Below are 12715 nucleotides of genomic sequence, written 5' to 3' on the forward strand. Positions count from 1 at the left end.
ATAGAGGTGCTTAGATGCAAGACTCAAACAGGTCATTGACTCGCTTTACTCCTAATGATGTAAAGCTGTTATCAAAAAAAACGGTTTTTAGTGGTTTTTTCAAAATGATTAAATACCAGTTTAGTCATCGACTTTTCGATGGTGGGTGGAGTGAACCCATCGAACGAGAGATGTTTGAGCGTGGGCACGCCGTCGCTGTGTTACCTTATGATCCCACGACCGATCAAGTTGTCATCGTCGAGCAAATTCGTGTCGGTGCGCTTGAGCATCGTTCTCCTTGGCAATTAGAAATAGTCGCGGGGATTATTGATGAGGGTGAAACGGCCGAAGATGTTGCTCGCCGAGAGATGCTTGAAGAAGCGGGTGTTGCAGTGGGGCAATTAGAAAAAATTACCGCATTTTATCCATCCTCGGGTGGTTGCTCTGAAAAATTAGACGTTTTTGTTGGCGAAGTCGATGCATCAAAAGCGTTTGGTACGCATGGCCTTGAACATGAAGGTGAAGATATTCGCGTGCATGTGATGTCTCGAGAAAAAGCGTATCAAGGCGTACAGTCTGGAATGTTTGAAAATGGTGCATCTATTATTGCTCTTCAATGGCTGGAGCTTAATCACCGAGATATTGTCTCCAAGTGGCGATCGAAATGATCAATAAAACGTATCATGTGGATCTCGCAGAGTTGATGCGTGTGTATGAGACTAACTATGCGAAACTCAATGCGTTGTTGCCAATTAACGCAAAGGTTGGTGATATTCGTTGTTATAAAGCCGCAGCAATGACGTATCAATTGCAAGTGTGTGAGGTCACAAAGTACACAACTTTAGTGGATGTTTGTCAGAGTGATGACGTTCCAATATTTCCATTACCTAAAATGTCTGTCAGGCTATATCACGATGCCCGAGTAGCAGAAGTCTTTTCTAGTGAGCATTTTGGGCGAGTAAAGCCACGTTATGATTATCCAAACACTAGAATGATGCAGAAAGATGAGAAAGCACAAATCAATCGTTTTTTAGGAGATTGGCTGACATTTTGCTTGAAACAAGGCATTAGCCAAGATCCCATTAATATTAATCATTAGTCATGTAAATTTTCAGGTTTTGATTTTGAAATTGTCCCCAAGTCCAGCAGAAGTTTCACCGATTAAGCTGCTACAAATTACCGATACCCATTTGTTTGCGCCTGCGGACGGTGACCTTCTGAGCGTAAATACCTTAGACAGTTTTCAGGCTGTGGTCTCTATGATTCAAGATTCTGGTGTTGAATTTGATTCTATTTTGGCGACGGGTGATATTTCTCAGGATCATAGTGTCGAGTCTTACCAGCGTTTTGCCGAGGGGATTGCGCCACTCAAACAGCCTTGTTATTGGTTGCCTGGTAATCATGATTATCAGCCGAATATGGGCGCTGTATTTCCTTCTTCTCAAATTCAACACATAGAACACTTATACGTAGGTGATCATTGGCAAGTGATCATGCTTGATTCTCAAGTCGTTGGAATGCCTCATGGGCGCTTGAGTGATCGACAACTGGATTTATTGGATGAAAAACTGAGTGCTAACCCTAATCGACACACTTTAGTATTGTTGCATCATCATCCGATTCTAGTGGGCAGTGCTTGGCTAGATCAACATACGTTGAAAGACAGTGAATTGCTCTGGCAGGTACTTGATAAGCACAGTAATGTTAAAGCCATTTTGTGTGGTCATGTTCATCAGGATATGGATCGAGAGTTCAACGGCGTACGCGTTATGGCGACACCATCAACGTGCATTCAGTTTAAACCTAACTCCGATGAATTTGCTCTAGATAAGCGAGCCCCCGGGTGGAGGGAGCTTGACCTGTACGATGATGGGCAATTAGTGACCCAAGTGAAGCGTTTGCCTAATGATCGATTCTTTCCCGATTTCACTGCTGGCGGTTATTAATGATGCCTTCATCTAAAAGACCATTGTTACTGTATATCCACGGTTTCAACAGTTCACCTCAGTCGCATAAAGCCAGGGTGATGAAGGAATATTGCGCGGCTAACCGGCCGGATATTACGCTTGTTACTCCGCAGCTTCCTTGCTTTCCCGATGAAGCCGCCAATTGCTTATTAACTTTAATTGAAAAGTACCAGGCCGATTATGACATTGGGCTAGTGGGGAGTTCTCTTGGAGGCTATTTATCCACTTGGTTGAATGACAAATTTGGTTTTAAAGCAGTATTAATTAACCCCGCGGTTAAGCCTTACGAACTGCTGGTGGATTACTTAGGTGAGCAGACTAACCCTTATACTCATGTGCAGTATGTTTTGGAGCCGATTCATATACAGCAGCTAAAAACGTTAGATGTGGCTTCTATCGCGAATCCTAAGGATTTTTGGCTGCTGCAACAAACTGGGGATGAAGTTCTCGATTATCGTCAGGCTGTTGATCGGTTTGCTTTCTCGAAACAAACGGTTGAGCAAGGTGGTGATCATAGCTTTGTTGATTTTGAACGATACCCAGCTCAAATTATTGAATTTCTCGCTTTATAGAATGCTCAACAATCTTTTTCGCCTCTTTTTTGAGCAGAAGAGATGAGTTGTGATTTAGAAAGCCATTAATTTACGTTTTCTTTCTTCCACTGAGGGAGGAGTCATAATTTTACCTGTTACTTACCTATCTCTCTTGACATAAGAGGGCCACTTCCAGACTATGTTCTACCTATACTTTTGTTGTTGTGAACGCTGATTGTTTCAGCGATTTTGTCACTTTTTACGCAAAACGCTCATATGTGCTTCTGATGGCATTTGAACTCGCGAGCCGTGTTAAAGGTCTCTTTACACCAATAGCAATGTAATAACTTAATTATCTACTAAGTATATTCCGTATTATGACTGAACAATATAATGCTGGAGCCATTGAAGTTCTCAATGGCTTAGAGCCAGTACGTCGCCGACCAGGGATGTATACGGATACAGCGAGACCCAACCATTTGGGTCAAGAAGTTATCGACAACAGTGTCGATGAAGCGCTAGCCGGACATGCCTCAAAGGTACAAGTAATTCTTCATGCTGATCAATCTTTGGAAGTCATTGATGATGGTCGAGGCATGCCTGTCGATATTCACCCAGAAGAAAAAATCTCGGGGGTTGAACTTATCTTCTGTAAGCTCCACGCCGGTGGTAAATTCTCCAACAAAAACTATCAGTTCTCTGGTGGTTTACACGGTGTGGGTATTTCGGTTGTTAACGCTCTATCAAAACGCGTTCAAGTTACTGTACGCCGTGACGGTCAAGTCTATGAAATGGCGTTTGAGCACGGCAATAAAGTGGAAGAGCTGACCGTCACGGGGACTTGTGGTCGTCGTAACAAAGGCACCAGTGTCCATTTTTGGCCAGATACCAGCTATTTTGACTCAGGCAACTTCTCTGTTACTCGCCTTATCAATAACCTGCGAGCAAAAGCCGTTCTTTGCCCTGGCCTAGAGATCACCTTCAGTGACAAAGTCAATGGTAATGAGCACAAGTGGTTCTATGAAGATGGCTTAAAAGACTACCTGGCTGAAGGCGTGAAGGGATACACCGTTATTCCTGAAGTCCCTTTTACTGGTGAGTTCTCAGCGGAAACGGAAGCGGCTAACTGGGCCATTATTTGGCAACCAGAAGGCGGTGATATGATCACCGAAAGCTACGTCAACTTGATTCCGACTGCGCAAGGCGGTACGCACGTTAATGGTCTGCGTCAGGGCTTGCTGGACGCAATGCGTGAGTTCTGTGAGTTCCGGAATTTACTGCCTCGTGGCGTGAAGTTAACCGGTGACGATGTTTTTGAACGTTGCTCGTATGTTTTGTCCGTTAAAATCCAAGATCCGCAATTTGCAGGTCAAACCAAAGAGCGTCTGTCTTCTCGTCAAACCGCGGCGTTTGTCTCTGGGGTTGTAAAAGACGCCTTTAGTCTGTGGCTCAATGAAAAGCCGCAACTAGCAGAGCAGCTTGCTGAAGTTTGTATTGCAAACGCGCATCGCCGTATGCGTGCCAGCAAGAAAGTCGTGCGTAAAAAAGTCGCTTCAGGTCCTGCCTTACCAGGAAAACTGACCGATTGTTCAGCGCAGGATTTAAGTCGTACGGAAATCTTCTTCGTGGAAGGAGACTCTGCGGGAGGCTCAGCTAAACAAGCGCGAGATCGTGAATTCCAAGCGGTCATGCCACTGCGCGGTAAGATCCTGAACACATGGGAAGTTTCAGCCGATCAGGTGTTGGCTTCGCAAGAAGTACACGACATCTCAGTCGCTTTGGGTATCGACCCAGACAGCGACGATCTTCAAAGCCTACGTTACGGAAAAGTGTGTATTCTTGCCGATGCGGACTCGGATGGTTTGCATATCGCCACGCTTTTATGTGCGCTCTTTACTCGTCACTTCCGAGCCTTGGTTGAAGCGGGGCACATTTATGTCGCGATGCCGCCACTCTTCCGGATTGATTGCGGAAAAGAAGTGTTTTACGCCTTGGATGAAGATGAAAAAGAAGGGGTGCTGGAACGTTTAAGTAAGAAAAAAGCCAAAATTAACGTACAGCGATTCAAAGGACTGGGTGAAATGAACCCACTTCAGCTGCGTGAAACAACCATGGATCCAAACACTCGACGTTTGGTTCAGCTCACTATTGATGATAATGAAGCGACCATGGAAATGATGGATATGTTGCTAGGTAAGAAGCGCGCTGACGATCGCCGCTCATGGTTACAAGCTAACGGCGATATGGCAGAGGTTTAATCAATGTCCACAGAAATTACTTATGATGGCGTAGAACAATTGCCAATGCGCAAGTTCACCGAAGACGCTTACCTGAACTATTCAATGTACGTCATTATGGACCGTGCCTTGCCTTATATTGGTGACGGTTTGAAGCCGGTTCAGCGACGTATTATTTACGCGATGTCAGAGCTTGGCTTATCGGCGTCATCAAAATATAAAAAATCGGCGCGTACGGTTGGTGATGTACTTGGTAAGTACCACCCTCATGGCGACTCAGCGTGTTATGAAGCTATGGTATTAATGGCTCAGCCATTCTCGTACCGCTATCCACTGGTTGATGGCCAAGGTAACTGGGGTGCGCCCGATGATCCTAAATCGTTCGCAGCCATGCGTTATACCGAAGCCAAACTGTCTAAGTTTGCTGAGGTATTGCTGGGTGAATTAGGGCAAGGCACGGTGGAGTGGCAACCAAACTTTGATGGCACGATGAAAGAGCCACAAATGCTGCCTGCTCGTCTGCCGCATATTTTACTTAATGGTATTACCGGTATTGCGGTGGGTATGGCGACCGATATTCCGCCTCACAATGTGCGTGAAGTGGCGAGTGCTGCGATCCACTTACTGGATAGCCCAAAAGCCGAACTCAATGATGTGATGGGCTTTATTCAAGGCCCTGACTACCCGACAGAAGCTGAAATTATTTCACCGCGAAGCGATATAGAAAAAATTTATCGTACCGGTCGAGGTAGCATTAAAATGCGTGCGGTATGGCACAAAGAAGGCAATGATATTGTCATCAGTGCGTTACCTCACCAAGTTTCAGGAGCGAAGCTTCTAGAGCAGATTGCGGCGCAAATGCGTGCGAAAAAGCTCCCTATGGTCGATGATCTCCGTGATGAATCGGATCATGAAAACCCGACTCGCATTGTGATCGTTCCTCGCTCTAACCGGATCGACTGCGATCAGTTAATGAACCACCTATTTGCCTCTACGGATCTTGAGAAAAACTTCCGTGTTAACCTCAATATGATTGGCCTGGATGAGCGTCCTCAAGTCAAAGGATTGGTTCAGATCTTGAATGAGTGGATCGAATTCCGTCGCACAACGGTGCGCAGACGTTTGCAATATCGCTTAGACAAAGTCCTTGCTCGATTGCACATCTTAGAAGGTTTGTTGGTCGCATATCTTAATATTGATGAAGTGATTGAAATCATTCGTACAGAGGATGAACCTCGCCCTGTACTCATGAGCCGCTTCAACATTACAGAAACGCAAGCGGATGCTATTTTAGATATTAAACTGCGTAATTTAGCTAAATTAGAAGAGTTTAAGATCCGTGGTGAGCAAGATGAGCTTGCTAAAGAGCGCGACAAATTAGAAAAGCTACTGGGTTCTGAGCGTCGTCTTAGTACATTGATTAAAAAAGAAATTCAGGCTGATGCGGATAAGTTTGGCGATGATCGTCGCTCTCCACTGATTGAGCGTGCGGAAGCTAAAGCGCTTACTGAGCGAGACCTTGTTCCAAGTGAGCCGATTACGGTTGTGCTTTCAGAAAAAGGTTGGATTCGTCATGCGAAAGGGCATGAGGTGGACGCTGAAACACTCAACTATAAATCAGGTGATAATTACTTAGCTCACGCCCGAGGAAAGAGTAATCAGCAAGCGGTGTTCTTTGCGAGTGACGGTAGAAGCTATTCACTAGAGTCGCACTCTCTACCTTCGGCTCGCAGTCAAGGGGAACCGATTACTGGGCGCTTGAATATCAGTGTGGGTAGCTCGATGCGCCAAGTGATTATGGGTGAGGATGATCAGCTGTGGTTAGTGGGATCCGATGCCGGTTATGGCTTTGTTTGTAAAGGCAGTGATTTATTGTCAAAAAACAAGAGTGGTAAAGCCTTGGTCAATCTTCCTCAAAACTCGGAAGTGTTGCCACCGCATACCGTTGGAAACCTAGACTCTGATGAGATTCTTTCGATAACGAACCAAGGCCGTATGCTGCTTTTCCCGATCAAAGATCTTCCTCAACTGGGTAAAGGGAAAGGGAATAAGATCATTAATATTCCTGCTGCAAAAGCCAAAGAGCGTGAAGAGTTTGTTTCGCACCTTATGGCATTACCTCAGGGCGCTTCTTTAACCATTTATGCAGGAAAGAGAAAGCTGGGTCTTAAGTCGGCTGACCTCGATAACTTTAGAGGAGAGCGTGGTCGTAGAGGCAGTCTATTGCCAAGAGGCCTGCAGAGAGTGACACGAATAGAGCTGGAAGCCGATACTGAGCCAGAAGCTTAATCAATCGGTATTCTGTAAGAACAAAAAAGCCCCTGTATTAATATAGGGGCTTTTTCTATCTATTAGAATTTCTATCCATTATGTTTTTCTACCCACTATAACGATGTCTTCTAACGAAAATTTTACTGATAAGGTTAGATGTCGTTAGAACGCCTTATCTGGCTTAACTTCGCTTATGAACTTCGCTTATTAACTTCGCTTATGAACTTCGCTTATGAACTTAGATTACTCGCGATTATCTTCAGCCACGGTCACGGGTAACGTTATCTCTTCACCTTTGCGTAGTAGCATAATGTCAATGGTTGTACCTGGTCGTAAATCTGTCACGATATCCATAACGCTTTGTCTGCCGTTGATTTTATGACCATCGATTTTCAATATAATATCTTGGGCTTCGAAGCCAGCTATTGCCCCTGGTCCATCAGGATCCAATCCAAGTACAACAATACCTCCTAGGTGCTCACTCCCCAGTAACCGCGATGTTACCGAGTTGATGTCTTGCCCATCGATACCAATGTAACCACGGATGACACGCCCATCAGCAATGATTTTATCCATAATCTTATGGGCTAATGGGTAAGGTATTGCAAAAGAGATCCCATAGGTTTCAAGATCAGTTGCTTGCTGGAAGGAGGCGGTATTGATTCCAACGAGTTCACCTTGGCTGTTAACAAGAGCCCCTCCAGAATTGCCCTGATTGATTGCGGCATCGGTTTGGATAAAAGCTTGGCGACCATCTGCACTAATTGATGAGCGGCCCGTGGCTGAGATGATACCAAATGTGGTGGTTTGCCCAAGGTTGTATGGGTTGCCTATAGCAAGAACCACATCACCTACTTTAGCTGCATAATTTGTGTTTTGAGGGATGATTGGAAGGTTAGTTCCTTCTATTTGTAAAATGGCAATATCTGTGCGGCGATCTTTACCGACCAGTTGAGCGGCAGCGACTCGTCCATCTTGAAGAGCCACTATAATTTGATCGGCCTGAGCAATAACGTGATAGTTCGTTATGATATAGCCTTTTTCACTGACAATGACACCTGATCCTAGCCCTTGAGTCGAAAGCTTAGTGCGATTGTCTTCGGTGTACTTTCTACTGTAAATATTGACGACGGCTGGTGCCGCTTTTCTCACCGCATCATTGAACGAAAGCTGAAGTGTTGAAAAATTATCCGTTGTCGAGGGAAGCACTTGTGGCAGAAAATTAGTACGTAAAGAAGGTATTGCCAGTAATAAAATGAGTGCCGTTGCCAAACCTAACACAACCGAACGTAACATGAAATTCAGCATACTGTCCTCAAAGTGGATGGAAGTCTTTGTGATAATGGGTATTTTTAATGCTTGCTGTCGAAGCATAGCATCAGAATGCTAAATAACAAAAAGGCGATACTCAAATGGTATCGCCTTTTATTAAGGTCATCTCACGGTTTAATCGCTGAGTTTATCGAATCACAAGATAGATGGTTCGATCCCCTCGTTGGATATTGAGTGCGAGAATACCCGGTTTTTCATCAATAACTGCACGAAACTCTGCAATGTTTTTAACTCGCTTTCTATTAACACCAATAATAATGTCATCGACCTGAAGTTGGTAAGCTTCCGCAGAGGAACTCTCTTCAATACTTGTTACCTTGATGCCTTGAATGGTGTCGTTGTCTGTTGTGTTCGTAAATTCAGCACCAGTTAGCCCCGGGTGGAGCTTTTCTGCGGGTGTTTTACTGGTGGTTTGCTCTCCTAGAGTGACCTCAAACGAGAGCGTTTTACCATCACGAACAACACCTAATGTTAACTGCTTACCTGCACCCAATGTCGCGACTTTTGCACGTAACTCACTAAAGGTATCGATTTTCTTACCATTAATCGTGGTGATAATGTCACCCGCTTTGAGTCCTGCATCGTCTGCCGCACTATCGGGTATGACTTGATTAACAAAAGCTCCTTTGCTTGATTCGTAGCCTAATGCTTCTGCAAGTTCTGAAGTGACTTCTCCACCTTGAACACCCAGCATGCCGCGTTTGACTTCACCAAAATCAAGGATTTGCTCAGTGAGGTTTTTCATCATGTTGGCCGGAATGGCAAAGCCGATACCTACATTGCCGCCATTGGGACCCAAAATAGCGGTATTAATTCCAATTAACTCACCGTTGAGATTAACCAGTGCACCACCCGAGTTACCGCTATTGATCGCAGCATCGGTCTGAATGAAATTTTCGAAGTTTTCCAGGTTCAGGCCACTTCGACCTAGCGCCGACACAATACCGGACGTAACGGTTTGTCCTAGACCAAACGGGTTGCCGATCGCCACCGCGAAATCGCCAACTCGCAGTTTGTCTGAGTCAGCAAGTTGAATTTGAGTCAGATTCTTTGCTTCTTCAAGTTTAAGCAAAGCAATGTCTGACATTTGGTCGCCACCGACAAGTTCAGCATCGTATTCTCGGCCATCTTTAAGTTTGACGCGAATGGTTTCTGCTCCATTAATGACATGGTAATTAGTCACTATGTGCCCTTGTTTCGCATCGATCACCACACCGGAACCTAAACCTCGAAATGGGCGTTCTTGTATTTGGTCGGTAGGGAAGTCTGGGCCAAAAAAGAATCGAAACTGTTCAGGTAACTGCTGGCGTGAAACTTGAGTCCCTTCTACAGCAATGCTCACGACTGCAGGGGTCACAGCTTCTAGCATAGGAGCAAGGCTGGGAAGTGGTTGCTCGTTAATGGATAGCGGTAAGGCGGCTGTTGCCGGTAAGGGAATGATGATTGAACTTAAGCTGAGGGATAAGGCGGTTAAGGTAAGCAAAGGCTTTTTCATCTGATGACTCCAATTAGATTAAGACCTACTTTTCACTATGTTGAAGAAAACTTGAAAAGTAGGTACCAGTCAGAGATATGACTAAAAAACATCAATTTAGTTCCCATTGAATAGGGACTCAAAGTTAAGAGGCTTTCGCTGTCAGCACTTCTTTAGAGTGAATGATCTCCTTTTCTGCATCGGTAAATAGACCAGTGGCGCCCTTGGCATAATCTTTAGGTGGTTGGTCTGTTTCTGTTTCACCTGACGTCGTATTATCTTCGGTTTGAAGCGTTATCTGTTTAACAAATGGGTTATCCTGCTCTGGCTGATTTGGCAAAAGCTCCGCCGATGTTTTCGCCATATGTTGGTAAAGCTTTGTATAATCTTTGCCTAATGTGTCCAGCATTTCGGCACTTTGAGCAAAATAGTCGGTAAGTTCTTGCTTTTGTTGTTCGAGAGCGAACTTTGTTGCGTCTAGGTCTTTTTGTACTGTTTTTTGTTTTTTATATTCAGGTGTTGTGAAGCGCCCGAAAAGCACCCCTATTACAATACCAATGACTAAACCTACAATAGCGTAAATCCAAGGCATAATAGCTCCTTATTAACTGAGGAATTAACATGTCTGTTACCAGTTGGTTACACATGTCTAGGGGGCATGTTACTATGAGCGGAAGGTCCAATAAAGAAAAATACGATAATTTTAATGGCTGTGTTTGAAGGAAGTGTTCTTGTTATGACACCAAGACAAAAGTATGAGAAAGATATAAAAGAGCATGGTTTTCAAAGAGATGAAGCCCAGTTTCTAGCGGTTGACGCATTGGATAAATTGCATCACCAAATTATTGAATATCTCAATGCACCTAAGGTTTCACTGACCCGTTGGCAAAAACTGATGGGAAAAAAAATAGACTCTCCTGTTGTTCCTGATGGCTTGTATTTCTGGGGGGGCGTGGGTCGAGGTAAGACCTACCTGATGGATTCATTTTTTGATTCACTACCCAGCGAAAGGAAAATGAGAGTCCACTTTCACCGCTTCATGTATCGTGTGCATGACGAGCTTAAAGGGCTAGGGGAAGTGAGTGATCCGTTAGACCTTGTGGCCGATAAATTTAAACAAGAAACCGATATTATCTGTTTCGATGAGTTCTTTGTTTCAGACATTACCGACGCCATGATTCTAGGTACTTTATTTCAAGCCTTGTTTAAGCGAGGAGTGATCCTAGTCGCGACGTCGAACATACCGCCGCATGATCTGTATAAGAACGGACTGCAACGAGCACGTTTCATGCCTGCGATTCATCTGATAGAAAAGCATTGTGTCATTATGAATGTTGATAGCGGTGTCGACTACCGATTAAGAACACTAAAGCAAGCCGAGATATATCATTACCCACTTGATAAAACAGCTAACGAAAACCTCTATTGCTATTACAAGCAATTGGTAGGGGAAGATAAGCCTATTCAAACGTCGATAGAGATCAATAACCGAGCGATGGATGTGATAGAAGCAAGTGATGGTGTACTGCATGCGACATTTGGCCAATTATGTAAAAGTGCTCGTAGCCAAAATGATTATATTGAACTGTCTAAAATCTATCACTCTGTGCTTTTAGCGGATGTTGAACAGATGGGCGCAAATTTGGATGATGCTGCTCGGCGGTTTATTGCATTAGTCGATGAATTTTATGAGCGAAATGTAAAACTCATCATTTCAGCAGAAGTTGCTTTAGAAAACTTGTATGAAGGGCAATTTCTGGCGTTTGAATTCAAGCGTTGTCAGTCAAGACTAATTGAAATGCAAAGTCATGATTATCTGGCCAAAGAGCATCTCAGTTAATCTGAAATTCGGTCTATGGCAGTAGGTTAAAAAAAATTGTGATTTTGTTCAAAAAGAGGTGATTTTTTCTTCGCTCTTCTCTATAATCCTGCGACCTACCGTTACTGCTGGCCTCTAGTTGTAGAAATTTTTATGGCTATGCCGAGAGTTTCCAACACTCGAAGGGGTGATGTATGGTGCTCTTAGACAGTGGGAACTTATTGTTCCTTAAGTGTAATTTTTTTTAATAGGTAATTATTAGCATGAAAACTTTCGTTGCTAAACCAGAAACTGTAAAACGCGACTGGTATGTTGTAGACGCTGAAGGCAAAACTCTTGGCCGTCTAGCAAGTGAAATCGCTTCTCGCCTACGCGGCAAGCATAAAGCAGAATATACTCCTCACGTAGACACGGGTGATTACATCATCGTTGTTAACGCTGAGAAAGTGGCTGTAACTGGTAACAAAGCTAAGGGTAAGGTTTACTACCGTCACTCAGAGTTCCCAGGTGGTCTTAAAACTATCACTTTTGAAAAGCTAATTGCTAAGAAACCAGAAATGGTTCTTGAACTAGCAGTTAAAGGTATGTTACCACGTGGTCCTCTAGGCCGCGCGATGTACCGTAAGCTAAAAGTTTATGCTGGTGCTGAGCACAACCATGTTGCTCAACAACCAACAGTACTAGACATCTAAGGGGATTATGAAAATGGCAGAGAATCAATACTACGGCACTGGTCGTCGCAAAAGCTCAGCAGCTCGTGTTTTCATCAAACCAGGTTCTGGTGAGATCGTAATCAACAAGCGTAGCCTTGATGTTTACTTCGGTCGTCCAACTTCTCGTATGGTTGTTAAGCAACCTCTTGAGCTCGTTGAACTAACTGAGAAACTAGACCTATACATCACTGTTAAAGGTGGTGGTATTTCTGGTCAAGCAGGTGCTATCCGTCACGGTATCACTCGCGCACTAATGGAATACGATGAGTCTCTACGTCCTGCGCTACGTGCAGCTGGTTACGTTACTCGTGACGCTCGTTGCGTTGAACGTAAGAAAGTTGGTCTACGTAAAGCACGTCGTAAACCTCAATTCTCTAAGCGTTAATTTTT

The 12715-nt window shown here is 44.2% G+C and carries 12 protein-coding genes; 9 read left to right on the forward strand and 3 right to left on the reverse strand.

Going from position 1 to position 12715, the window contains the following annotated elements; genetic code table 11:
* The first annotated feature begins 14 nt into the window (after positions 1-14).
* The 6 genes from nudF (at position 15) to parC (ending at position 7005) form a co-directional block, all read left to right on the forward strand.
* Entirely contained in the window at positions 15-647 is a 633-nt protein-coding gene (gene nudF / locus QF117_RS08185) for an ADP-ribose diphosphatase (protein WP_282388520.1), read from the forward strand.
* Entirely contained in the window at positions 644-1078 is a 435-nt protein-coding gene (locus QF117_RS08190) for a DUF1249 family protein (RefSeq protein ID WP_282388521.1), read from the forward strand. Before nudF ends, QF117_RS08190 begins: the two co-directional genes overlap by 4 nt.
* Before the next feature lie 25 nt (positions 1079-1103).
* A complete protein-coding gene (cpdA, locus tag QF117_RS08195; RefSeq protein ID WP_282388522.1) occupies positions 1104-1925 on the forward strand; it encodes a 3',5'-cyclic-AMP phosphodiesterase in 822 nt (273 codons plus the stop codon).
* Positions 1925-2518 (forward strand): esterase YqiA, encoded by a 594-nt coding sequence (gene yqiA / locus QF117_RS08200; RefSeq protein WP_282388523.1) that lies wholly within the window; start codon positions 1925-1927, stop codon positions 2516-2518. The genes cpdA and yqiA overlap by 1 nt, the downstream gene beginning before the upstream one ends.
* A gap of 338 nt (positions 2519-2856) precedes the next feature.
* Entirely contained in the window at positions 2857-4737 is a 1881-nt protein-coding gene (gene parE / locus QF117_RS08205; protein ID WP_282388524.1) for a DNA topoisomerase IV subunit B, read from the forward strand.
* A 3-nt stretch (positions 4738-4740) separates the two neighbouring features.
* Complete coding sequence (parC, locus tag QF117_RS08210) at positions 4741-7005, forward strand: DNA topoisomerase IV subunit A (protein WP_282388525.1); 2265 nt, start codon at positions 4741-4743, stop codon at positions 7003-7005.
* A gap of 225 nt (positions 7006-7230) precedes the next feature.
* On the opposite strand, the gene degS is transcribed toward parC, so the two are convergent.
* The 3 genes from degS to zapG form a co-directional block, all read right to left on the reverse strand.
* The gene (degS, locus tag QF117_RS08215) at positions 7231-8295 is read right to left on the reverse strand and encodes an outer membrane-stress sensor serine endopeptidase DegS (RefSeq protein ID WP_282388526.1); all 1065 of its coding nucleotides are present in this window, start codon (positions 8293-8295) and stop codon (positions 7231-7233) included.
* A gap of 151 nt (positions 8296-8446) precedes the next feature.
* Complete coding sequence (locus tag QF117_RS08220; protein ID WP_282388527.1) at positions 8447-9814, reverse strand: DegQ family serine endoprotease; 1368 nt, start codon at positions 9812-9814, stop codon at positions 8447-8449.
* A 124-nt stretch (positions 9815-9938) separates the two neighbouring features.
* Positions 9939-10385, reverse strand: a complete 447-nt coding sequence (gene zapG, locus QF117_RS08225) for a Z-ring associated protein ZapG (RefSeq protein WP_282388528.1) — start codon at positions 10383-10385, stop codon at positions 9939-9941.
* A 144-nt stretch (positions 10386-10529) separates the two neighbouring features.
* On the opposite strand from zapG, the gene zapE reads away from it, so the two are divergent.
* The 3 genes from zapE (at position 10530) to rpsI (ending at position 12710) form a co-directional block, all read left to right on the forward strand.
* The gene (gene zapE / locus QF117_RS08230; RefSeq protein WP_282389444.1) at positions 10530-11633 is read left to right on the forward strand and encodes a cell division protein ZapE; all 1104 of its coding nucleotides are present in this window, start codon (positions 10530-10532) and stop codon (positions 11631-11633) included.
* A 242-nt stretch (positions 11634-11875) separates the two neighbouring features.
* Positions 11876-12304: a 50S ribosomal protein L13 gene (gene rplM, locus QF117_RS08235; RefSeq protein WP_017035534.1), complete on the forward strand. Its 429-nt coding sequence runs from the start codon at positions 11876-11878 to the stop codon at positions 12302-12304.
* 13 nt (positions 12305-12317) lie between these two features.
* Positions 12318-12710, forward strand: coding sequence for a 30S ribosomal protein S9 (rpsI, locus tag QF117_RS08240; protein WP_017035533.1), 393 nt, complete (start codon positions 12318-12320; stop codon positions 12708-12710).
* The last annotated feature ends 5 nt before the right edge of the window (positions 12711-12715 follow it).

The sequence above is a fragment of the Vibrio sp. YMD68 genome, assembly GCF_029958905.1.
Classification (GTDB): domain Bacteria; phylum Pseudomonadota; class Gammaproteobacteria; order Enterobacterales; family Vibrionaceae; genus Vibrio.

Excerpts from the sequence above, each read along its gene's own strand:
- zapE (WP_282389444.1), top strand. The coding sequence starts at position 10,530 with ATGACACCAAGACAAAAGTATGAGAAAGATATAAAAGAGCATGGTTTT.
- parE (WP_282388524.1), top strand. The coding sequence starts at position 2,857 with ATGACTGAACAATATAATGCTGGAGCCATTGAAGTTCTCAATGGCTTA.
- degS (WP_282388526.1), bottom strand. The coding sequence starts at position 8,295 with ATGCTGAATTTCATGTTACGTTCGGTTGTGTTAGGTTTGGCAACGGCA.
- nudF (WP_282388520.1), top strand. The coding sequence starts at position 15 with ATGCAAGACTCAAACAGGTCATTGACTCGCTTTACTCCTAATGATGTA.
- parC (WP_282388525.1), top strand. The coding sequence starts at position 4,741 with ATGTCCACAGAAATTACTTATGATGGCGTAGAACAATTGCCAATGCGC.
- QF117_RS08220 (WP_282388527.1), bottom strand. The coding sequence starts at position 9,814 with ATGAAAAAGCCTTTGCTTACCTTAACCGCCTTATCCCTCAGCTTAAGT.
- zapG (WP_282388528.1), bottom strand. The coding sequence starts at position 10,385 with ATGCCTTGGATTTACGCTATTGTAGGTTTAGTCATTGGTATTGTAATA.
- yqiA (WP_282388523.1), top strand. The coding sequence starts at position 1,925 with ATGATGCCTTCATCTAAAAGACCATTGTTACTGTATATCCACGGTTTC.
- rplM (WP_017035534.1), top strand. The coding sequence starts at position 11,876 with ATGAAAACTTTCGTTGCTAAACCAGAAACTGTAAAACGCGACTGGTAT.
- rpsI (WP_017035533.1), top strand. The coding sequence starts at position 12,318 with ATGGCAGAGAATCAATACTACGGCACTGGTCGTCGCAAAAGCTCAGCA.
- QF117_RS08190 (WP_282388521.1), top strand. The coding sequence starts at position 644 with ATGATCAATAAAACGTATCATGTGGATCTCGCAGAGTTGATGCGTGTG.